The organism is Clostridium algidicarnis (assembly GCF_000703125.1).
GTDB lineage: Bacteria > Bacillota > Clostridia > Clostridiales > Clostridiaceae > Clostridium_L > Clostridium_L algidicarnis.
Genome location: NZ_JNLN01000001.1, coordinates 1,858,829 through 1,882,970, shown reverse-complemented (window position 1 = coordinate 1,882,970; position 24,142 = coordinate 1,858,829). Strand labels below are relative to the sequence as shown.

Here is a 24,142-nt window from a genome sequence, read left to right as displayed (position 1 = left end):
ACATGCCTTATGAGTAATCTCATAAATAATCTTGTGCACCCCATGATTTTTTTGTTCTCTATTGTTTTATCCGATGGCTACCTTCCGTAACACCCTATCCTCTTCAAGGTAGGGGATGACGGCTGCTACGCCCCTGGATAAGTTCTTCTAAGACTCAGATGGAGAGATGTATTCCTTATAAGCAAACTCCACCTGAGTCTAAGAATCACTTGATATAACGTTATATATGGCTTTATTTATAGCTTTCTAATATATAAAACTCTCTTCTTTTATACTATTATTCCTTATTTTCACCATCTCACTATCAACAATAATACTATTAGTTCCAATTATCACAAGATAATCGCTTTCGCTATCAGAAAATTGGACTTTTAACTTTTGAAGGAATATAGGTTGGTTTTTTATCTTTTTTCTGATGCTATATTCTTCTTTTGGCTCCTTTGAAATTGTGTATATGGGTATATAACTTTCTTTGAATGCTTTAGTTATCTTTTCTGGCAAAGCTATTCTTTCTCTTCCTATACTTGTATACTCATATCCCACTAAGGTTAGGTTATTTATAGCTTCAACCTTATTTATATACTTTTCTTCAAATCTACTCTGTGTACCATAAAACCCATATTCCCAAGTAATTTCTATAGCATTTTCTCGAATTCCATTAACTATTATAAAAACATCTATATTATCTACTCCATTTATTTCTTGCTCATAATCACTAAGTTCTACTTTTGCGGCCTTTTCAAAATCCTTTTTACTTTCACACCATTCAATATCATAATATCTTATCAAATGAAATACATCATATACAAATATTTGATATTCCTGTCCAAACTTATAGTATTTATCAAAAATTAGAGCTGGCGCATTTATATCTGAACCTCTAAAGTTAAGTAATGACTTTGTTTTAGCTATCTCTGAATTTATATAATGAATCATTTCCTCTTTCACATCTAATTTTAAAATCTTTATGTCCTCTTCTGAAAAATCATCAAGCATTGAGTCATCTATAATTTCTTCATCCTCTTCGTCTTCCTCTTTTGAGTAACTTTTATAAAAGTCAATGAAGAGATTATTGTCGATATTTTGTACTACTTCTTCTTTTTCACTTGAACTTGTATACTTATCAATAAAGATACATTGTTTTTTATACTTATTTATCCTTGATAATAGCCATTTAAAGTTCTGCTTACTCTTTGGTGCAAATACCGATATAACCATATTAAATAATTCTTCTATAATAAACTTATTTTGCTGAGCCATCTTTCTATACATTTCACTAATTGGGAAACATAGTTCTAATATTCCATTACTCTTTATGTACCTTTTCATTATATTTCTTTCTGGCATAGCTTCTTTTATAATACTTTTAAGTTCAAGTCTTGATATTTCTCTTGTTTCCTCTTTAAAAGCTTCATATACCCCATCGGTAACACATAATATAACCTTACTTCTCTCATCTTGGATGCTTTTCCCTAGTATCCTCCCAGCTCTACCTAATCTTTGTAGTGCCTGATCACAGGTATTAGCTTCTGTTATTACCTCATCAATATTTTGTCCTTCTTTATGTTCCTTTTTAAAATTATACCCTATATCAACTGTTGGGGTTGCCAATATGAGTGGTTTCTTTACAGATCTCTTTCTTTCTTCGGACTTTATAGCACCTGTAATAACACCGATGTTTTCCTTATTAAATCCATCTTTTAAAAGTTGTTCTTTTAGTTTATTCACTCTATATATTGACTGACTTATAACTAAACAGTCATTTTCTAATTCATTATTTTTATACTTTTCACAAAGAACCTCTTCTATGCTTGCATTTGTAACATATAAATCTAGTTCAGAAAGGGTCTTTAAGCTTTCATAATTTTCGCTTTCTAACTCCTCATTCTCATTAGATATTACCTTATATTCGATACCACCTAATTTTAAATACTCTTCCACTAGTTCATCTGGAGTAGCTGTCAATATGCATATCTTTCTTCCATATTCAAAATAATTAAACTCTTTAGATATAATCATAAAAAATAAGAAGTTAGTTAATTGTTTTGCATTATAATAGTGAAATTCATCAATAACTATATAATTAAACTTTTTTATTATGATATTCATTAAATTTCCCTTATCACTGTTACCATATAATGAATAAAAACAATAATAAAAGATATCTGGATTTACTACTACGATTATAGGCCTTTTACCTTCATACTCTACTTCATCTATACAAAGTTCTCTCCTAAATTGTAATGGGTTACTTAGTACTTCATATAATGTAGCGCCTTTTCTGTGATTCCCTCTTATCTTTCCTATAACACTTGCATCAATTTTCACTACTATATGAGGTAAATCACACTTTTTAACAAAGTCCTTTATATCTTCTGAATGCTGTCTTAAAAGTTCATTTGTAGGCGCAATAAATAATGTATCTATATTCATATTTTCCTTTAAATATAATAAAGATGATATGGTTTTTCCAGCACCTGTGGGATAAGTGTTAAATACAACTGAATTTTTATTTAGTTCAAAAAGTGTTCTTGTTTGATGATATAAATAAGGAGAAAAGGGATCCTTTTTCAAAGATTCACCTTTTACAGTATAATGCTTCATATATTACCTCCAAGTTTTACTTCACAAGGATAAAAGATCTCACCTTCCTTAGTTTTTATCTTGTACATCTTACCTTCACCTCTTAAATTTTTAAACAAAGAAACTGGTTGCATATTTATAAGTTCAAATCCCTTAATTTTAAAATCCTCACTTAAATCTACAGTGTTAATTAATCCATAGCATTTTTTATCTGACTTTTCAATATCAAAATCGCATCTTTCATAGCTAACTTTAACTTTACCAAGAAACTTTCCAAGACGAATATAACTAACTTTCTTTAATTCCCACTTTGAAAATATTAATCCCTCTGCTTTGTTGCTTGAAGACAACACCTTAATCTTACCTACCTGAGGATAATTAACTAAAGCTCTTTCCATCTTATGATAGTATTTATCTGACAAAGCATTGAATGTGGATATATTGTATTTAGGCTCTTTTATATAAGCTGGTGTAATATATAATCCATTATCATTAACTACCTTAAAATCTTCTTCGTAACTAATATAGTTTTGATTATATTTAGATCTACACCAACCCATAGCATAACTAAGTGCATAGTTACCAATAAAAGGTTTGGTAGAAAAAAGAGTGTCTATCTCTTGACTTGAAAAGAATACTTCTTCCATAAATTCTAACGTATATTTATAAATCTGCATTTCTATTCACCATACTGCTTTGATTGTTCTTCAAATAAATCTGCTGCTTTTTCCTCTCCACCTTCTTGATACACACTTTTTATATATTCTAATAAGTCATTTAGCTCTTCGCGATTAAGATCTTTTATATTTCCAAATATCCCTTTTTCCAAGTCTTCAAATGACGCTTTTGCATACTCTTCAACCTTACCTTTTTCAAGAGGAAACTCTATTTTAGAAGCATCCACTAACTTATCATACACACTTTGAGTTAATTCAAGATTTGAGAAAAGCTCACAATCTGAAAAGGCCACCTTCAATATTGTATTATTCATCTTGCCTATTCTACTAGATATAGCCCCATATCTCTTACTTCTAAGTATATTAGATATACCATATATGAATTCAATAAAAGTTACATCCTTAAAGGTTATCATGTCCATAAATACGGTTCCAGGCTTTATATATTCGTCTTCATTTATTGATGATGAAGCTTTCCCATCTTCATCTCTCATTGTTCCATTGTCATAAAGTGCATTAAATGTCTTAACACCTGTTACCATATTAAAGGGTAGTATAGAATAAGAATTATCATATATCATTCTTGATTTTTGTGCACCACCATCACCTACTGCATATCCGTAAGTCATACAATCTAAACATTTACCACAAGGAGTATTTTTGTTTAAGGCACATACACTTTTATCTTTAGTAACAAATAATAAATCATTAAGTCTTAAATACTCTCTCCCTGTTCTTCTCTCCACTGCACATTGCTTTCTTTTACTTATAATTGCTCTAAAATCCTTTGTGTCATTTTCTATACCAAGAGAGGCTCTTTCTTTATTTAACCCTTCTCCAGAACCTTCTGTTCTAAAAATACACTCTGATTGTGCTTCTCTTAATACGGCTACTGTAATATATTTTCCTTTTGGGAAATGTGTATATTTCTCCATAAAGTTATTTTCTTTACCCTTAATTATATCTTCTCTTTTCATAATTATTTTTCACTCCCATTTTTATTTGATTTTGTCATAGCTAATCTATAATAGTAACTATAAGTAGATAATATATTTTTCTTCTCATTTTCAAGGTTATATATCCTACCATCTAATGCCTCATCTAGAATCTTCTCCATAAACAAATCAACATAATTTTCTACTGCTTCAATCTTTTTCTTGCCATAGTAAGGATCTACTCTTTCAAAATACTTTTGTATTTCCCTTTTACATAAAGCCGTTATATCTTCCTTTGTATATAGATTCTTATTCCACCTGCATAATATATCCATTATAATATTAATCGGTTTATTTATAGCATTATCCTTTATGAATCCACCATTTATACTTCCTCTTATATAGTTTTCATTAGCAAATATAGCTAATTCCTTAATGCTTGACACTATTTCCTCACCCTCCTTAACATAACTTAAAACTTCATCTATAAAGATATTGATTTCTTTAATCTTTAAATTAATATCTTTTTCTTTTTTCTTTAATATCTTATAAATACAATATATAAAATTTGTTTTTCCCTTAGCTAAAGCTTTTAATGAGTCATAAACTATATCCGATGTTTCACCCATTGTCTTAGCCATTGTAAATAAGTTTACAAATAACTTTGTTGTGCTTACACACTCTTCTTTAGTCCAACTCTTTTCAAATATATTCTTAAATACTACCGGAACATCACCAACATATATTTCCTCCATCTCATCTTGATTTAATATAGGTACAGGGAATTCACTTATAACTACCTTAGAGTCAAAATATATGTTGAAAGTTAGGGCATATAATAATGCAGAAATCCATTTTGATGTTTCATTATCTTTTTTAACTAAATGTATAGGTAAAATAAAATAGTTTGTTAAAGTCTCTGAATAATTAGGTATCGCTATACCATTTACTTTTGCTTTTGTAAAAAGGGGCTCTATATCTTGAACATTTTTATTTGCTTGCTGTATAAATGTTCTATATTCATTGAAATATAGTGCACTTATATCTTTATTTTTGAATTCACTAATACTTTCCCTAAATGCCCTAATATACGCCCTAGTATTAAACCCCCTAGGAAGTATGCTTAAATATCTCCTGCTTACCTCCATATTAGATGTATAGGTAACTTTATGAAGTAAATATTCTATATTACATATGGAACATACATTTCTTTTAGGTTCACTTACCCCTGCATTAATCTTATTAGAAAAGTTCTGTATCTTTAGCTTGTAAGGTACATCCATTGCCATCCAACTGCTTGTCTCATATTCACTACTACATAAACAGCATTTGCTACTCTTCTTATCTCCATAACTACTTAATATATTTTGTTTTTTGAATACATTGTTATTATAAAATGATATAATTATATTTTTATTAAGATAATCTTTTAAATCCTTCCACATACTTTCTTCGATTTCATCTTCTTCTCTTGATATATTATCTTCCAAATAACTTATTATTTTATTTGTTAATTCTTCATCCTTCATCTTATAGTCATCGTATATCATCTGCCCTAAAACGTAGGGTCTTATATATAGTCCTTCAAATACATCTAAGTAGTCCCTATCTATTTCATTAATATCAAAGAAGTCATATACCTTATTCCAAGTAAGTGTAGTATCTTTAACTACCACATGCATATTTATAAAAGTATAAAAGGACCTTATAAATTCTGAAAATCTAAGCTTGTCTTCATTGTTATCGATAAAATAAGTTTCGTTTTCTTTTCTTTCTAAAATGTATTTACTAACCCTTTGCTCTTTTAGAAGCAATGTGTTTTTCTTTAATAATTTATTCAGATTACTTAAAGCCTTCTTGTCTTTTTCTGTAGTAATTTTTATTTTTAAATTTTCTACAAGTTCCTGAATATCTTCTAATCCTTCACTAGAATAAATTCCTATATATTTATCTATAACAACTTGTATGCCATTATCTTTTTTGTTAATATCAGGTATCTTTGACTTCTCACACCTGTTTTTAATTTCATAAACTATATCTTCTAGTGACGCAATTCCTAAACACTTTTTATCTACTTTTATACCTGATTGAACATTTTTAATATATATTTTAAAGTCCTTGAAAATCTTACCTTTAATTGAGTCGCTGCATCTTTCAATGAGTCTTTCTCTATCTTTTTCTGAGAAAACGATTTCCTTGTCTTCAACTAAGTAAATTACTCCTTCCTTGTAATAAGCAATTGGGATGAATCCTTTTTCTTTCAAAAATGTTGCTATAGTATTGTGGCATATGTTAGTAAGTATCCCCCTGTCTTCCGTTATAATATGATGAACTATTTTATACTGCTTACCTTTATACTTTGTTGCATTATTAATGTTATTTAAAAATTGTCTCTTTTTTTCCTCTTCATCCATAGTTTTTGATAAATCTAGTACATCTAATGCTCTAATTATAGAAATTAAAATTTCCATCTTTTCCTTACCTAGTTTATATCTTTCAGGATTGAAAATTAAGCTTTCTGTAAAAGAGCTCATATGCGCTGAATGCTCCGCTATTATAGCTCTAATATCTTCAATGTATTCCTTATATTCTGGCAAGAATTCTTTAATATTTAATATTTCACATTCTCTAAGTATATTGATATATTCACCTTTGTTATTTTGTTCAGATATAATACTTAAATATGACTTTTCAGCATTTGTCTCTATTTTATTAAGATCATGTATTGTTATTGCCACCATCAATACTCTTAGTTCAACTTCATCTATTGGTAAAATGTTCTGAATTTCATCTAAAATTCCAATCATACTAACTATATGACTATATAATGTTTGATTTTTTTTCATTCCATACTGAACTATCTTTTTATATTCTTTTAAATTCTGGCTTACTATCTTTTCATAATAATCATTAAATACACTTATTTCTTTTAAAGAAGTTAATCTTAATTTAAGTATATCTTTTATATTTTCCTTACTAATATTCCCACCCTCTCCCTTAATCTTTACTTATCTTTTTAATATAGCTTAAATTCTTTACCTGTATCCTATCCATATTTTTGATTATATGTCACATTTCTTTTGTTAATCACATTATACTCTTACTAAAATAACAATTACAATCTAAGTGTGTTATAAATAAATATAGCGACACACATGTTGTCGCTATATTAGTATATAACTATTAACTTTTTAATCATATAATTCAATTGCCTTCTTTAATTCTTCTTTTATCTTTTCTTTTAACCATAGCGGTTTAATAATCTTCGCTTCACTTCCAAAGCTTAAAATCCACTTTGTAAACTCTATATTTGAGGATGTTGTTCCTTTAAATATAATACTTCCTTCACATTTTTCTATTATTTGCTGATTTTCACACCATCTCCTTTCTCTAATATTGTTAACAGATATACCACAAAATAAAATTTCAAAATCAAAAGGTTCCTTAGATTTTTCCACTTCCCAAGTATATTTATAATATTTCTTTAAATTGAAGTCTCCTGAAATTTCATAATAAATATCCTCTAGCGAACATTCTGTAATCCTATCTATTCTAAACATAAGTATTTTATCATTTTTATGACAATAGGCATTTATATAATAGGTTTCTTTTGCTAAACAGAATCCATAAACATCTATAATCCTGTAGCTATCTTTTTTCTTAGTTCTATATTTAATTTTAACACTTCGTTTTTTAGTAAAGGCTTCAAGTAATAACATAAATATTTCATAACTACTATAACTTTGATTACTTATAATCTCATATCTTCTTTTAACTATAAGGTTTTCTTTTATACTATCTAATAGGTCTTTATCCATTGGTGATACTAGCCCTTCTATTTGTTCAAGTATCTCACTAATAAGGTTTAAGTCCCTTCCAAATGCACTAAAAGATATTAAAGAAATATAAAGAAGATTTATTTTTTTTCTTGATAAATAAAAAGGTAAATATCCATCATCCGTATTTAGATAGTATTTTGTTCCATCTCTCCATATAGGTAAATAACTTTCTTCTAATTCTTTTATATATCGTTCACAAGTTCTTTGATCTTTTCCAACTAGTTGTGCCATTTCTTTTGTTGATAATCTTTTACCTTTTAATAATTCATATGTAATATAGATTATAGCATTTCTTTTTTCTTCTCTTAAGCACACATTTTTATTATTCATTTTTACTCCTTTTATATAAATCTACTTTTCTTTAGCAATAGCTGCTATTCTAATTTCTTCAAAAATTAGGCAAATCCTTTATTCTAAAAGTTAATATATATTGGATATATAAAAATAAAGGATTTTCTTGAAATTTAAGAAAATCCTTTATTTTTTATATACTATATTTTATTTTTTCTTTCTTCTATGGAATACTGAATTATATTTTCTAAAAGCATTTTAAAGTCCATATTAACTCCTGCTGCACTTTTAGGAAATAGGCTGTTTTTAGTCATTCCAGGTAATGTATTTATTTCTAATATATACGGAATACCTTCCTTTACTATCATGTCTACTCTAGCATAAACGTTACATTTTAATTCTTTCCAACAAGCAATTGCCATCTCTTCTACTTCTTTATGAAGTTTCTCATTTAAATTAACTATAATCTCTTCTGCTCCACCATCTTCATACTTTGAAGTATAGTCAAAAAAATGTGACTTTGGTTTTATAGCAAGTACTGGTAACATCTTACCCTTTAATATACAACAGGTAATCTCATCTCCCTTTATATATTCCTCTATCATAACTTCTGTATCATATTTAAAAGCTTCCTCTATAGCATTTTTAACATCTTTTTCTTCACTTATTAAATTTGTGGCAACGCTAGATCCACCGCTATTAGGCTTTATGACTACCGGATATGATAATTTATTTATTTGCTCATAATTTAGCTCTTCTAAAGAGTTTAAACTAATCCACTTTCCAGTTCTTATGTCTGCATATTTTAATATCTTTTTAGTCATATCTTTGTCCATACATATAGCGCTACTTAATGAATCACATCCTGAGTAAGGTATATTCAATGTTTTTAATACCGATTGGATTGTTCCATCTTCCCCAAACTTGCCGTGAAGTGCTATAAATGCAAAATCTATATTTTTTACCTTTTCTATTAATTCTTCTGTACTATTTATTATAATTTCGCTTACTTTATATTTCTCTGAATTTAAATTCATAGCTATTTCTTTACCTGTTTTAAGGGATATTTCTCTTTCTGATGATATGCCCCCCATTATTACGCCTATATTCATAACCTACCTCCAGATTTTTGTATTTTTAAGATTACTTTATATTACACATTTATTATATTTTTATTTATTGTTATCAGTTTAATTATATGTGAAAAGCCTCTTTTATAAAAGAACCACGTCACTTGAAATATTTCTTAATAAATCAACCACTTAAGTTAATAAAGGTTTCCGCAATAAAAAAGACTTGTATAAATACAAGTCTTTATAGAGGCTTAATTTTAGATTAATACGGTTGACTAAAGTATAAATCCTCTATCATTATATCACTTAACTACACAAGTAAACAATAAAAAACAAAAAATTTATTTATTATTTACAATTATGCTTATAATATTTAAGTTTTACTATTACCAGCCTCCAGAGCTACCTCCGCCTCCAGAACTGCCGCCGCCAAAGCCACCTAGGTTAATGCCTCCGCCGCCACTGCCCTTACTGCTTCCATATCCTCCTGATCCCATATAAGGTGGAATGAAAATTCCTCTTTTGTACCTTCCGCCACCTCTGCCTCCAGGACCTCCTTTATTATTTCGGCCTCCGCGACTTCCAAATATTATCATAATTATAAAGAAGATTATTATGCTTCCTACAGAAGATGCTCCTTTGCCAGATGAGTTTTTGTCTTGAGCCTGCTTTATTTTATCTAAAGGTACTTTAACATTATTTTCTAAGGTAACATCGTATTCTGCGGCTGCTGCCCCAGCAAATATTGCATATGAATCCTTTATTCCTTTAGCAAAGTCACCTTCTTTAAAGCTTGGTCTTGCTACTTCATCCATTATCCTAGCAGAACCAACATCTGTTATTGCTCCCTCAAGGCCTTTTCCTACCTCTACAGCATACTTTTTATCCTTAACTGCAACAATCATAAGAAGACCATTATCTTTAGACTTTTCTCCTACTCCCCATTTAGAAAATAATCCATAGCCATATTCTCTTATATCTTTTCCATTTAAACTGTCTATGGTTACAACTACGAGTTGTGCTCCTGTTTTATCTTCTAACTCTTTCCCTAAAGATATTATAAACTCTTTAGTGTCATTATCTATAGAGCTTGAGTAATCATTTATATATTTAAAGGTTGTAGGCTCTGGATAATCTTCTGCTGCACTTACCTGTATACCAAGACATAATAAAAGAATAAAAGAAAGAACTATATTTTTTTTAAATAACTTTTTCATCTTTCTTCTCCTTTAAAGCCTTATTTTTTATTGTTAAATTCTACCTTAGGTGCTTCTTTTGCTGCTTCATCTGCTTTAAAGTAAGGTTTTTCTTTAAATCCAAACATTCCTGCTACTATATTTCTTGGAAATCTTTTAATTGATGTATTATATTCACTAGCTGCATCATTAAAATTTTGTCTTGAAACTGATATTCTATTTTCTGTACCTTCAAGCTGAACTGTAAGGTCTCTAAAAACTTGATCAGACTTAAGGTCTGGATATCTTTCTGATATTGCAAGAAGTCTTCCAACAGCACCTGTTAATTCTTGATCCGCTGCGGCCTTTTCTTCTGTTGTAGTTGCACCTGCAAGTTTAGATCTAGATTCTGCTACTTGTGTGAATATTTCACTTTCTTGAGCTGCATAACCTTTTACGGTTTCTACAACGTTTGGTATAAGATCTGACCTCCTTTGAAGTTGAGCATCTATATTAGATTCTGCTGTGTTTACTTTTTGCTGTGATGTAACCATTGAATTATAAGATCCTACAAAAGGAATCGTTATAACTAATATAACCAATAAAACTGTTAATAACACTTTCAATGATTTTTTCATCTAATTCACCTCCGAAATTATTTAAATATCCTGTTGTATTATAATAATACTATTTTTCTTCTTCAATGTCACCATAATAATCACAATACACATTAATAATGCATCTTTCACAGTCAGGTTTTCTAGCATAACAACATCTTCTTCCGTGAAATATGATTAAATGATGAGCTAAGGACCAGCTTTCTTTTGGTATGCATTCTTGAAGTTGTTTTTCTGTATTTAAAACATCTTTTGCTTTTGCAAGACCAATTCTATTAGATACTCTGTATACATGTGTATCTACTGCAATGGCTGGGACTCCAAAGGCATTTGACAATACAACATTGGCAGTTTTTCTTCCTGCACCTGCAAGAGATGTTATCTCTTCCATTGTCCCTGGAACTTCTCCATTAAAGTTTTCTTTAAGCTGCCTACACATAGTTAATATATTTTTTGATTTATTTCTATAAAGTCCTATAGTTTTAATTTTTTCTTCTAAATCTTCTTGAGTTAATTTCAAAAAGTCATCTACTGTAGGATATTCTATAAATAAATCTTTTGTAACCTCATTAACCTTTTTATCTGTAGTTTGGGCAGATAATATTGTAGCTACTAGAAGTTGAAAAGTTGTCTTATGATCAAGTTCACATCTTGCATCAGGATATTCCTTTTTTAATAGTTCAATTACCTTTAAGCTTTTATTATTCATTTTTATAAACTCCTCGATATTCTTCTGGTAACAAAGAAGCTATAGATGTCATTATATAATTTAAAATTCTATCCTCATATTCATGTTTACCCTCTTCACTATTTTTAGAAGGTAGATTAAAGCCTTCACCTATATTTACATTTACTTTAGCATAATTAAAAGTTTCATGCGACATATCTCCACCTTTATTTATAGGCAAAAGCTTTTCAGTTCCTATAGTGCCTATTGGAACTATAGTGGCCTTTGTGAGCCTTGCTATTAAAACCACTCCTCTTTTTGCTTCTATCATGCTGCCTTTCCTACTTCTAGTACCTTCTGGAAATATAAATACATTATTACCATCTTTTAAGGTATTAACCACCTTTGTTAAGGCTTGCTTATCTGCAGTATTTGGCTTTATAGTTATATTTTTAACTATATTAACACCCATATTGGTAATAAGATCGTTAGATAGTTTGGCTCCCGCAACAAAGGTAACATCATAATCCTTTAAAACCTTGTTTAACACAAGCCCATCAGAATTACTTAAGTGATTTCCAACAAATATTATTGGTTTTTTACATTTTTCAATATTTTCAAATCCATTAACTTTTATATCTGCATATTTATTTACATAATGATTCATTACCCTTCTAGAAAAAAATATAAACATCCCCTGAGGCATTTTCGAAATAAGTTTAACCATAGCTTTTGATATCATAAAATCTCTACCCTTCTATATTAACCTTTAATTTTTTGTGTAAGTAATTATATATAGTATATTATAATTTTCTTATTTTTAAAAGCCTTATAGCATAGTCTTTAACATAGGGTGAAGCCATACTGTCTATATCTATATCTTTATTGTTTTCAAAATTTATGAATCTTATGAGTGCATTTCTTTGAATTAAATTTTTCCCTCTCCAAGAGGCTGATGTATTTTTCAAAGTTTCTTTAAATTCTTTATTATTTATGTATATAAGTTCTTTTGTTTGTATATTACTACTAAATTCTAAAGGCCTAAATCCTTCTATATTCGAAAGCTTTACTTTAGTATTATAAGGGCAAGATTTTTGGCAAGAATCACATCCAAATATTCTTCCACCTAAAACTTTAAACCATTTATCTTCTATTTGTTTTTTTTGAGTAATGTAAGATAGACATATGTTAGAATTCCGTCTCTTATGATTTATAGCCTTAGTTGGGCATTCCTTCAAACAAATGTTACAACTTCCACAGCTTTCATATTTTTCTATATCTGAAAATTTATTATTTCCATATTTTATTTCAATATCCATATCTGTTATTATTTCTCCAAGAAAAACAAAAGATCCATACTTTTCAGTTATTATCATGTTATTTTTCCCTACAAATCCAAGCCCCGCCTTATATGCTATGTAGCGCTCTGGTAACACATTGCTGTCTACAAAGGCCTTTGCCTCATAACCTTTTTCATTTAAAAAATCAACTATTTTATCTAAGTAAGATCTAACTACAATATGATAATCTAGTCCTTCAGTGTATTTTGAAAACCCTGTATCATTGTTAAAGTTATTGTTATAAAGATAAGGAAAAGCTATAGATATTATAACTTTTCCTTTTTCCATTAACATATGAGGATTTATCCTTTTTTCTATATCTGTCTCTTCAAATTCATTTTCTAGTTCATTTATCTTTCTATATTGTAAAAATGATCTTAGTTCTTCAAAACTTTTTGATGGTATAAAACCAAAAGTATCTAGTCCTAAGGATCTTATATAATTTTCAAGTTCATTTATATTTTTCATAATATAACCTCTTAAATAACCATTTCATTATATATAGATTTTTTTCTTCCTTTATAATCTTTAATTTCTATTATAGTGGCTGCACTTTTAAATTTCAATATCTTAGCTGGAATTCCTACTGCTGTACTTTGAGCTGGTACATCTTTTAAAACTACTGCATTAGCACCTATTTTTGCCCCACTTCCTACATAAATAGGTCCTAATACTTTGGCTCCCGTTCCTATTATAGCACCATCCCCTATAGTTGGATGCCTTTTACCCTTTTCTTTACCTGTTCCACCAAGGGTTACTCCATGGTATAAAGTTACGTTATCGCCAATCTCTGCGGTTTCTCCTATAACTACCCCCATACCATGATCTATAAAAAGTCCCCTTCCTATTTTAGCTCCTGGGTGTATCTCTATTCCAGTAAAGAATCTTCCTGTTTGCGATAATAACCTTGCAATAAAAAACAGGTGTCTTTTGTAAAATAATCTAGCTATTCTATAAAAAATCAATGAGTGTATTGATGGATATAAAAGTAGCACCTCTATAAAACTTTTGGCTGCTGGATCATTTTCCATTATATTCTTAATATCATATCTTAAATTTTTAAACACGGCCCCACCTCAATTTTAATTATTCGTAAATGCCCATTGAAATATATTTTTCTCCACCATCTGGAGCTACAGTTACTATTTTAATATCTTTTCCATATCTTTTTGCAAGTTCTAATGATGCATGAACATTAGCTCCAGATGATATTCCTACGAGCATCCCTTCTTTTAATGCTACTAATCTTGCTGCTTCAAAAGCATCTTCATCTTTTACCCTTATTATCTCATCCACAACAGATCCATCATATATTTCAGGTACAAATCCTGCTCCTATACCTTGAATTTTGTGTGATCCTGGGTTACCCCCTGATAATACATGTGAATTTTCTGGTTCTACTGCGATTACTTTTATATCTTTTTTTAGTTCTTTAAGTCTTCTTCCAACTCCGGATATAGTTCCACCAGTGCCCACTCCTGCAACAAATATATCCATATCAGGTACATCTTTTAATAATTCTTCTGCTGTAGTTTCATAATGTTTTTCAGGGTTTGCTAGATTTAAGAATTGTTGTGGTATGAAATATTCATCTTTTCCTTTTGCTATTTCTTCAGCTTTCCCTATAGCACCCTTCATTCCTTTAGTTCCATCTGTTAGTATTAGCTCTGCACCATATGCCTTTATCATATTTCTTCTTTCTACACTCATAGTATCTGGCATAACAATTATTACCTTATAACCTTTTAATCTTCCTATCATAGCTAATGCTATTCCAGTATTTCCACTTGTAGGTTCCACAATGGTGTATCCTGGTTTTAGAAGTCCTAATTTTTCTGCTTTTTCTACCATACCTAGTGCTGCTCTATCTTTTGTGCTACCTGCTGGATTAAATTTTTCTAGTTTTAAATAAACTTTCCCCATGTCTTTTCCACCTAAGTTTCCAAGTGTTAATAAAGGTGTGTTACCTATCATTTCTAAAGCATTGTTAAATATCATATATTATTCCTCCTAATTTTTTATTTATTTAAATTTAATTATAAATTTTATCACATTGAATTGTTCTAAATATTGTTGTTAATATAAAAAAACTCCGCCCCTTTTTAGAGACGAAGAATACTTCGTAGCCCACTCTAATTAAACCTAGAATTAACTCTGTTCGAGCACTAATATACTCTATCGCTATAACGGGCGCTACCGAAAAACCGTACTAAAATTTCAGGTCTCTACTCCAAAGGGCACTTCACATAAACTCCAGTAGGAATATCTCACCACAATTCCCTCTCTAAAACCTTTATATATGCTACTTTCCTTCTTCAACGTATTTCCGAGTATCTTGATATGAATTATACTACTATTATATTACCAATTAAGAAATTGTCAACCCTATTTAATAAATATCTTTTATTATTTCTTATTGATTTATGTTAATATCCTAATATACCACATATGATTAAATACATTTAAGGTAAACCTGTTATTTAATTTAAATATAGGTTTACCTTGTTATTGGCCAAAAACTAATTTCTATCTAACTACAGAATCTATGTTTCCCTATAACTTTTATTAAAGGCCTAGACCATATCCATTCATTAGTGGCTGTATTAGGATTAAAATAATAAACAGCTCCTCCAGATGGATCCCATCCATTTAAGGCATCTCTTGCTGCGTTAATAGAGTTTTGCTCCATGTTAGCATTAACCTGACCATCTACTATAGCTGTGAAAGCTCCAGGTTGATACACCACGCCTGCAATGGTAGATGGAAATCTAGAGTCCCTAGTCCTATTCATTATAACAGCCCCTACTGCCACCTGCCCTTCATAGGGTTCACCTCTAGCCTCTCCATTTATGAGTCTTGCCAAAAGCATTACGTCTTGATTATTATAATTTTTCGAAGAACTTTCCTGGCTAGATGTAGGTGAGCTCACTATGCCTAAAGCTGCTAAAGTAGCATCACCTACAACCCCATCTACATTAAGACCATTTTTACCTTGAAACTTTTTTACTGCGTTATAGGTTTGGTATCCATAAATTCCATCTGCAGCTCCACTATAATATCCCCACCTTTTTAAACGACTTTGTATATCCGTAACTACATTTCCTTTAGAACCATAGCTATAACTAATTGCACCTGCCTCTTTATAACTTATAGGTAACACTAAAGATGAAATATAATATGTACTTAAAATCATTATTATATATAGCACCATATATTTACCTTTGAATACTCTTTTAAACAAAATAACCTCCTCCTTTCTCTTAAGGTTATTTTGTTTCATAATAGAGAAATTAATACATCTTTAATGATAAAAAAATAATTTCATTGATATTGTTTTATTTTCTAATAATTATAACTTAGATTTCCCACAAAATAATCTTATTAAATCCACCTATATATAATTATAAACTAGCGAGTTCTTTATCTTTGTTTGCTATTATGATAATATAATTCTATATTTCAAACTATAATCAAACTTAAATTTATAGTTTAAACTAATATTTCAAATTAAGATTGGAGTTATGTTTTATATGGAACTTGCAAAAGATTTTTTGCCTATATGTAAAGATGATATGAAAGATAGAGGAATAGATCAGTTAGATTTTATAATAGTTTCTGGGGATGCCTATGTAGATCACCCTTCCTTTGGTACAGCAATAATAGCTAGGACTCTTGAATCTGATGGCTTTAGCGTTGGTATAATAGCCCAGCCAAACTGGCATAACTTAGATGATTTCAAAAAGCTCGGTAAACCAAAGTATGCCTTCCTTATAAATTCAGGAAATATAGATTCTATGGTTAACCATTATACTGTAGGAAAAAAGAAAAGAAGGGATGATCTTTATTCCCCTGGCGGAATAGGTGAAAAAAGGCCAGATAGAGCTGTAATAGTTTATACAAACAGAGTAAAAGAAGCCTTTAAAGATGTTCCTATAATTATAGGTGGTATTGAAGCTAGTCTTAGAAGATTTGCCCATTATGATTATTGGGATGACAAAATAAGAAAAAGCATTATATCAGATTCTAAAGCCGACCTTTTAATTTATGGTATGGGAGAAAAAACGGTACTTGAAGTAGCCAACCTTTTAAGATATGGCATGGATATTAAAAACATAGTAAATGTACGGGGTACAGTGTATCAAACTAAGGACATATCAAAGCTAAAGGACTTTATAAAAGTTTCTTCTTTTGAAGAAGTTTCTACTTCTAAAAAGGCTTATGGCGAAAACTTTAAATTAGAATCCTATGAACAAGATCCTATAAGAGGTAAGACTATAGTAGAGCCTAGCGGTGATAAATACATAGTCCAAAACCCTCCGCAATATCCTTTAACTGAAGTGGAAATGGATGCTTCTTATAACTTACCTTACAAAAGAACCTATCATCCTATTTATGAAGATAAAGGCGGTATACCTGCTATAAAGGAAGTTGAATTTTCTATAACTAGTCATAGGGGTTGCTTTGGCTCTTGCTCTTTTTGTGCTCTTACCTTCCACCAAGGAAGAATGATACAAAATAGAAGTTCAAATTCCATTGTAAATGAGGCTAAACTTCTTACATCTTTAAATGGATTTAAGGGATATATTCATGATATAGGTGGCCCAACAGCAAACTTCAGACATAAATCTTGTAAATTACAAGAAGAACACGGTACTTGCAAGACTAAGCAATGTATGTTTCCAAAGCCATGTAAGAACTTAATTATAGATCATAAAGAATATTTAAGTGTTTTAAGAAACGTTAGAGAATTACCTGGGATAAAGAAAGTATTTATTCGCTCTGGCATAAGATACGACTATCTGATTTATGATAAAGATAAAGAGTTTTTTGAAGAGTTATGTAAATATCATATAAGCGGTCAGTTAAAAGTAGCACCAGAACATGTAAGTAATAAGGTATTAAAGCACATGGGAAAGCCTACAAAAGAAGTTTATAACAAATTTGCTAGCACCTACTTTGCAATTAACAAAAAGATAGGTAAAGACCAGTATCTAGTTCCTTACCTTATGTCTAGTCACCCTGGAAGTGATCTTAATGCAGCCATTGAGCTTGCCTTATATATAAAAGAAATGGGATATACACCAGAGCAGGTTCAAGACTTTTATCCAACCCCTGGAAGTCTATCCACTGTTATTTATTATACGGGTATAAACCCTCTTACAAATGAGGATGTATACGTTCCAAGAGATATGAAAGAGAAGAATATGCAAAGAGCCCTTTTACAATTTACAAAGCCTGAAAACTATAATTTAGTCAAAGAGGCTTTAATAAAAAACAACAGGGAAGACCTTATAGGTAAAGATAAAAATTGCCTAATAGGATGGAATGAGCCCCGAAGAATTAAATATAAAAAGAGATAAAAAAAGAGTGTAGACTTAGAATTATATAATTCTTTTTGCCTACGCTTTTTTATTTTTTCTTTATTTTTTAATTCCTAGAACTTTAATGCCATTATGAATACATTCTATAGCTAATGGGAAATTTGGTCCCCTTTCACCATCTATATCTGTAACTATATTTTCATCACATTCTATTTTTATTTTATCACTCTTAAAATAAACAATAGAATTTTGACCTTCTAAATGCTCTCCTCTCATAATTTTTATGAAAAGAGGAATTAAATCTTTTAATGGAACTGCTTTTATAATTATAACATCTAAAAACCCATCGTCTATTTCAGCTTTATAAGCTAAATTAAAACCACCTGCAGTTTGACCATTAAATACTAACATAAGGTACATATCTCCATGAAACTTTTCTTCTTTTGATTCTACTTTTATGTTAATCTTTCTAAAGTTAGGTAATTGCTCTATTCCTTTAATGTAATAAGCAAGCTTACCTATAGTATTTTTAACATTTACATCTGTCTTTTGTGAAACATCAGTAAATAGACCAGTACTTGCAACATTTATGAAGTACTTGTCATTAATTTTTCCAATATCCATAGATTTAGGTGTACTAGATAATATATCTTTACAGGCTTTCTCAACATCTTCAGACATACCTATAAACTTTGCAAAATCATTTGCTGTCCCAACAGGTAATATTGCAATAGGTAAATCTATGTTCTTTTGTTTCATACAATTGACAACTGTATCTACAGTGCCATCTCCACCAGCTATAATTATATACTGATAACTTTCATCCAAATCTTCAAAAGCTTTTTCTATATCTGTATCATAGCTTATCCTATATGGAATCACTGTATATCCTTTTTTTTGGTGAGTTTTTATAACAGTATCTAGATCCTTTAATATAGCATTCTCACCAGAAAAAGGATTGTATATAAACTTCACATTTTTCATTTTTATACCTCCTAGTTTTTTTAGAAAACTATATTTTGATTATAGCATTTAATATATACACTGTCGACAATATAAGATTTTAATTCTAAATCCCTGCAAATCATATAAAACATTTCATAATTAAAGGTGTATCATAATTAAAATGATACACCCTGTTTCATCCTATTTTTCAGACACTTTCGGATATAGATATTGGAATATCATTTCATATGCTTCTAAATATCTATCATTAGGTTTGTATGTGTATAAATCCTTTGGTAATATGATATATTTTCCTTCCTTAACTGCTGTTAAAGAAGACCACACTTCACTAGTTTCTAAATCTTCCATTCTTTTGCGCTTTATCTTTTCTGTATCAGATCCCATTTCCGTAACAAATATAAAATCTGGATTTTCCTCTAATAGTACCTCCATACTAAAATCTACAGCACCCTTACCTTTTACTATATTATCACCAATAATTTCAGCATTTAAGTCTTTTAAAATCTCCCCATTTATACTATTAGAATCTTTAATTTTTGTCCCCTTTGCTGTACACATCATAAGCATTACTCTAGGTTTTTCACCTTGAGGAACCTTTGAGATTATGTTATCAATTTCACTTTTTATATCTGTAGCATATTTTTCATAACTATCTTCTCTTTCTAAAAGAGCTGTATAGATTCTAATTAACTTCATATAATCATTTTTATTATCAATTTCCATACATAAAACTGGTACATCACTTTCTTCTAATACAGTTGACAATTTTACATGAGTTGAAAATGCATTTGAGAGAATTACTAAATCAGGTTGTAAAGAAATAATAGTCTCAGCACTAGGATTACCTGGTGTCCCTACAATTGTTGCATCTTTACTTTCAAGTACTGGTTTCTCATCCGATTCTTCTACGCGACCTATGACTTTTCCGCCCAGTTTATACCAAAGGTCTAGATAAGAATTATAAGCACAGACAACTTTTGTAGGATTTTTTTTAATTGTTACTTCTTTATTTCTACTGTCAACAAAAGTTATACTATCTCCGTTGTCAACTATACCATATTTATCCAATGAATCCTTATATGCCGAATCACTTCCAACCTCTCCATTAGTTTTTTCTACTCCATTATTTTCTTTAGAAGTAGTATTCCCAGAACACCCTACTAATAAAACTAGGGTCATAGCTATTGCAATAAATGATGACATGATTTTAAATTTTTTCATCTTACATTCCTCCATTTTATTTATTTCATTTATGTATCTAAATCACACAATCTCTGTGGAATTATATAGGGACAGTTATTTATTTCATCTTGATAAATATTAGCATCAATAGAAAATACTTCTTTTATTAAGCTTAAAGTCATTACTTTATTAGGCTTTCCAAAATTACAAACTTCCCCCTGTTTTAAAACATATATATTATCTGAATATCTAATTGCTTGATTTAAATCATGAAGTACCATAATAACAGTAATATTAAGAGATTTATTTAGTTCTTTAACTATCTCAAGAACTTCTAGTTGATAAGATATATCTAAAAAGGTTGTAGGCTCATCTAATATTAGAATACTAGGCTTTTGAGCTAAAGCCATAGAAATCCAAGCTCTTTGCCTTTCCCCTCCTGAAAGTGTAGACACACATCTATCTTTTAAATTATATATTCTCGTCTTTTTCATAGCCCATTCAACTATTTTCTCATCATCCTTACCTATTCTCTTTCCAAATTTCAAATGAGGCTGTCTTCCATAAGATACAAGATTTTCAACGGTTAAATCCGTATTAATATTTCTTATTTGAGGTAATATTGCCATCTCTTGTGCAATCTTTTTAGTATTAAATTTGTATATGTCTTTACCATATAGTTCTACATCACCACTAGTTATCTTTATAAGTCTAGATAAAGCTTTTATAAGTGTAGATTTCCCTGAACCATTAGGACCAACTATTGTTACTATATCTCCCTTTTGAACTTTAAAGTCCAAATTCTTAATAATTGTCTTTTTTCCATAACACACATTAATGTTCTTCGCTTCTAGTGAAATCATTGCTTAGCCTCCTTTGACCTAAGTAAATACAAGAAGAAAGGTGCACCTAATGCTGACATTATTATTCCTACAGGTATTTCAATAGGAGCAAACAATACTCTAGAAATCAAATCACATATGAGCACAATAATAGCTCCTAATAAAATTGCTGCAGGAAATAAAAATCTATAATCAGATCCAATAATTAACCGAGAAATATGTGGTACAATTAAGCCTACAAACCCTAGTAAACCAACTACACTTACTGCACTACCAGCAAGTAATGAGGATAAGATTATAAATATAAATCTTATCATTTCCACACTGACACCTAATCCCGTAGCTACTTCATCCCCTAAAACTAGAATATTAAGCTTGTCCGATAGTATTAAGGAAATTATAACACCTACTATCACATATGGTAATATGCTATGTACATTTGCCCAAGTTACCCCATTAAGCCCTCCCACCATAAAGTTTATAACTCCAGAAACCCTATCAGGAAAAAAGGTTAGTAGAGCATTATTCCCTGCACCTAACAAAGAATTCACTGCAACTCCTGCTAAAATTAATCTATTGGGTACCAATCCATCTTTCCATGCTAGTCCATAAATCAACATAGTTACTACAAATGCTCCTACAAATGCTCCCAAAGGGACTAAGTTGTAATACTCGGGGAATAAGATTAGTATTGTCAATGCTGCAAACCCAGCACCTGAAGATACCCCAATTATACTTGGGCTAGCTAATGAATTTCGCATAACACCTTGAATAATTGTCCCTGATAAAGAAAGCGAAATACCTACTAGTACGGATATAATTGTTCTTGGCAATCGAATATTCCAAATAATATGATAGTGAACTGTTCCATTTTTATCCGTAAGGGCTCGAATTATTTCTTTTGGACTTACTTTTATAGCTCCTATACCAACACTTAGAAATAGACTAATTATAAAGATAACTAACAAGATAACCAAAATAATAAATTTATTTCTATTCTTAATATTCATAAAACCTCCTTATCTAAAATATTTAATGAATATACAGCCCCTAACTTATAAATATAGTGTTATTATTTTTACAAGTATAAATGGAAAATAAAAAAACCATACCAAAACTGGCATGGAAATAAAAGGCGCATTAAATTAGTTATAACAATGCAAATATAGTTAGAAATACTGCGATAGTATTATTAACTATAATCATCTATTTTTGCACACTCTTAAATTCGAAGAGTATTGTACAACTAATATAGGCAGGTTTCCTGACTTATGTCCACACAAAACGCCTTCCCAAATAATTCAGTGGCATATGTTTTGTGTATAGGACAATTACAGTAGCGGCTCTGCGTAGGATTTTCACCTAACTTCCCTTTTAACGTAAATGCACCCATATTTCCAATATTCACATAACTATTATTATAATGTCATACAAATATAAAGTCAATCTAACCAAACAAAGATCAAAGGTTTGAACTTGAAAAGTTTTTAGGAATGTTTTCCGTTGATTTATAATGATTTGTATCAAATCCTTACATCTTACAAAAATTATAGCCAAAAAGAAAGATTTAAGCTATAATTATTATGTATTCATATAAGTTTTTAGGGGAGGATTAATAGTGAAAAAAAGTTTTTTGCCTAATTTGTTTACTTTTGCAAATTTAGGTTTTGGTATCATGTCCTTATTAATGAATTTTAGAGGTGACTATAAATTAGCCTGTATATTCATAATCATTGCAGGTTTAATAGACAGGTATGATGGTACAATAGCTAGAATGCTTGATGTATCTAGTGATCTTGGTAAACAACTAGATTCTTTATCAGATCTTGTATCTTTTGGAGTAGCGCCTTCTATGTTAGCATATAATATGTATAATTTTATTGATTTAGGTATCTTAGGATATGCTATATTAATAATATTCCCAATTTGCGGTGCATATAGACTCGCTAAATTTAATTCTGTAGAGTTTAAAGGATTCTTTTCAGGTATACCTATTACAGCCGCAGGTTGTATTATGGCCCTATTTGGTCTTTTAACTTTAAAAGGTGAAATAAATTTTATTTTACCAACACTTTTAATGTCTATATTATCTTATTTAATGATAAGTAATATAAAAATAAAGAAAATATAATGTAAAAAAGATATTACTACTCTTCTTTAGTGTTAGTAATATCTTTTTTTTGATTTGCCTTTTCTGTTCCCTTTTCATTTCTTTTTTCATCTTTTTCTGTAGCCTTGCCACCACTACCTTTTAAACGAAGTTCCGGAAATCTTACTTTTCCCATCCCCTCATTATTATATTTATACTCATAATTATCATCTATCTCATCTAAAATATACTGTGTATTAATTTTACTTTTCAATACTTGAGATTTAATCCTACAATAATCAAGGTAGCAGTCCTCACAACATTCTAATGTATCAATTATATTTCTAATTAAATCATTTAATTCATCAGCAGTTTTCAAAGCCTCTTTTATTTGCTTCTTTTCTACTAATGCAACTCCATTTAGTTCATGAGCTCCACCCACCATTGCTCTATAGGATGTTACAAGCTTACAAAGTATATCTACCAAGTTATTCATATCTGCATAATGGCTTTCTATTAAAGATCTATTACCCAATATACCACCT

The 24,142-nt window shown here is 29.8% G+C and carries 21 protein-coding genes, 1 riboswitch and 1 other annotated feature; of the genes, 2 read left to right on the top strand and 19 right to left on the bottom strand.

The window, feature by feature from the left end:
• Positions 1–246: 246 nt before the first annotated feature.
• The 14 genes from cas3 to sleB all read right to left on the bottom strand — a co-directional run bounded on the left by cas3 (position 247) and on the right by sleB (position 16,438).
• Complete coding sequence (gene cas3 / locus BV55_RS0108975) at positions 247–2,604, bottom strand: type I-D CRISPR-associated helicase Cas3' (protein ID WP_029452498.1); 2,358 nt, start codon at positions 2,602–2,604, stop codon at positions 247–249.
• A complete protein-coding gene (gene cas5d, locus BV55_RS0108970) occupies positions 2,601–3,260 on the bottom strand; it encodes a type I-D CRISPR-associated protein Cas5/Csc1 (RefSeq protein WP_029452497.1) in 660 nt (219 codons plus the stop codon). Before cas5d ends, cas3 begins: the two co-directional genes overlap by 4 nt.
• 2 nt (positions 3,261–3,262) lie before the next feature.
• On the bottom strand, positions 3,263–4,237 hold the full coding sequence (gene cas7d / locus BV55_RS0108965; RefSeq protein WP_051652466.1) for a type I-D CRISPR-associated protein Cas7/Csc2: 975 nt from the start codon (positions 4,235–4,237) through the stop codon (positions 3,263–3,265).
• Between the two features lie 2 nt (positions 4,238–4,239).
• Entirely contained in the window at positions 4,240–7,041 is a 2,802-nt protein-coding gene (gene cas10d, locus BV55_RS0108960; RefSeq protein WP_029452495.1) for a type I-D CRISPR-associated protein Cas10d/Csc3, read from the bottom strand.
• Between the two features lie 345 nt (positions 7,042–7,386).
• The gene (locus BV55_RS0108955; protein WP_029452494.1) at positions 7,387–8,364 is read right to left on the bottom strand and encodes a helix-turn-helix transcriptional regulator; all 978 of its coding nucleotides are present in this window, start codon (positions 8,362–8,364) and stop codon (positions 7,387–7,389) included.
• A 161-nt stretch (positions 8,365–8,525) separates the two neighbouring features.
• Complete coding sequence (locus BV55_RS0108950) at positions 8,526–9,437, bottom strand: D-alanine--D-alanine ligase (protein WP_029452493.1); 912 nt, start codon at positions 9,435–9,437, stop codon at positions 8,526–8,528.
• A 347-nt stretch (positions 9,438–9,784) separates the two neighbouring features.
• The gene (locus BV55_RS0108945) at positions 9,785–10,615 is read right to left on the bottom strand and encodes a TPM domain-containing protein (protein WP_029452492.1); all 831 of its coding nucleotides are present in this window, start codon (positions 10,613–10,615) and stop codon (positions 9,785–9,787) included.
• 20 nt (positions 10,616–10,635) lie between these two features.
• Positions 10,636–11,211, bottom strand: coding sequence for a LemA family protein (locus tag BV55_RS0108940; protein ID WP_029452491.1), 576 nt, complete (start codon positions 11,209–11,211; stop codon positions 10,636–10,638).
• A 49-nt stretch (positions 11,212–11,260) separates the two neighbouring features.
• Positions 11,261–11,899: an endonuclease III gene (gene nth, locus BV55_RS0108935; protein WP_029452490.1), complete on the bottom strand. Its 639-nt coding sequence runs from the start codon at positions 11,897–11,899 to the stop codon at positions 11,261–11,263.
• Positions 11,892–12,599: a lysophospholipid acyltransferase family protein gene (locus BV55_RS0108930; protein ID WP_029452489.1), complete on the bottom strand. Its 708-nt coding sequence runs from the start codon at positions 12,597–12,599 to the stop codon at positions 11,892–11,894. Before BV55_RS0108930 ends, nth begins: the two co-directional genes overlap by 8 nt.
• A 61-nt stretch (positions 12,600–12,660) precedes the next feature.
• Positions 12,661–13,665, bottom strand: coding sequence for a tRNA epoxyqueuosine(34) reductase QueG (queG, locus tag BV55_RS0108925; RefSeq protein ID WP_029452488.1), 1,005 nt, complete (start codon positions 13,663–13,665; stop codon positions 12,661–12,663).
• 11 nt (positions 13,666–13,676) lie between these two features.
• Positions 13,677–14,264 (bottom strand): serine O-acetyltransferase EpsC, encoded by a 588-nt coding sequence (epsC, locus tag BV55_RS0108920; RefSeq protein WP_029452487.1) that lies wholly within the window; start codon positions 14,262–14,264, stop codon positions 13,677–13,679.
• A 19-nt stretch (positions 14,265–14,283) separates the two neighbouring features.
• Positions 14,284–15,195: a cysteine synthase A gene (gene cysK / locus BV55_RS0108915; RefSeq protein WP_029452486.1), complete on the bottom strand. Its 912-nt coding sequence runs from the start codon at positions 15,193–15,195 to the stop codon at positions 14,284–14,286.
• Positions 15,196–15,298: 103 nt separating this feature from the next.
• Positions 15,299–15,525 (bottom strand) — a binding site (T-box leader).
• A gap of 202 nt (positions 15,526–15,727) precedes the next feature.
• Positions 15,728–16,438: a spore cortex-lytic enzyme gene (sleB, locus tag BV55_RS0108910; protein WP_029452485.1), complete on the bottom strand. Its 711-nt coding sequence runs from the start codon at positions 16,436–16,438 to the stop codon at positions 15,728–15,730.
• Positions 16,439–16,727: 289 nt separating this feature from the next.
• Here sleB and BV55_RS0108905 point away from each other — a divergent pair, with 289 nt between their 5' ends.
• Positions 16,728–18,557, top strand: a complete 1,830-nt coding sequence (locus tag BV55_RS0108905; protein WP_029452484.1) for a YgiQ family radical SAM protein — start codon at positions 16,728–16,730, stop codon at positions 18,555–18,557.
• A 60-nt stretch (positions 18,558–18,617) separates the two neighbouring features.
• Here the strand turns inward: BV55_RS0108905 and BV55_RS0108900 are convergent, their stop codons facing one another.
• The 4 genes from BV55_RS0108900 to BV55_RS0108885 all read right to left on the bottom strand — a co-directional run bounded on the left by BV55_RS0108900 (position 18,618) and on the right by BV55_RS0108885 (position 22,518).
• Positions 18,618–19,502, bottom strand: coding sequence for a YegS/Rv2252/BmrU family lipid kinase (locus tag BV55_RS0108900; RefSeq protein WP_029452483.1), 885 nt, complete (start codon positions 19,500–19,502; stop codon positions 18,618–18,620).
• A gap of 162 nt (positions 19,503–19,664) precedes the next feature.
• Positions 19,665–20,705 (bottom strand): ABC transporter substrate-binding protein, encoded by a 1,041-nt coding sequence (locus BV55_RS0108895; RefSeq protein ID WP_029452482.1) that lies wholly within the window; start codon positions 20,703–20,705, stop codon positions 19,665–19,667.
• Positions 20,706–20,734: 29 nt separating this feature from the next.
• Positions 20,735–21,529, bottom strand: a complete 795-nt coding sequence (locus BV55_RS0108890; protein ID WP_029452481.1) for an ABC transporter ATP-binding protein — start codon at positions 21,527–21,529, stop codon at positions 20,735–20,737.
• Complete coding sequence (locus BV55_RS0108885) at positions 21,526–22,518, bottom strand: FecCD family ABC transporter permease (RefSeq protein ID WP_029452480.1); 993 nt, start codon at positions 22,516–22,518, stop codon at positions 21,526–21,528. Before BV55_RS0108885 ends, BV55_RS0108890 begins: the two co-directional genes overlap by 4 nt.
• Positions 22,519–22,745: 227 nt before the next feature.
• Positions 22,746–22,916, bottom strand: a riboswitch (cobalamin riboswitch).
• A 210-nt stretch (positions 22,917–23,126) separates the two neighbouring features.
• Between BV55_RS0108885 and pssA the strand changes: the two genes are divergently transcribed.
• Positions 23,127–23,639: a CDP-diacylglycerol--serine O-phosphatidyltransferase gene (pssA, locus tag BV55_RS0108880; RefSeq protein WP_029452479.1), complete on the top strand. Its 513-nt coding sequence runs from the start codon at positions 23,127–23,129 to the stop codon at positions 23,637–23,639.
• 16 nt (positions 23,640–23,655) lie between these two features.
• Here the strand turns inward: pssA and BV55_RS0108875 are convergent, their stop codons facing one another.
• Positions 23,656–24,132 carry a hypothetical protein gene (locus BV55_RS0108875; protein WP_185158320.1) on the bottom strand — a complete coding sequence of 159 codons (477 nt, stop codon included), beginning with the start codon at positions 24,130–24,132 and terminating at the stop codon, positions 23,656–23,658.
• Between the last annotated feature and the right edge of the window lie 10 nt (positions 24,133–24,142).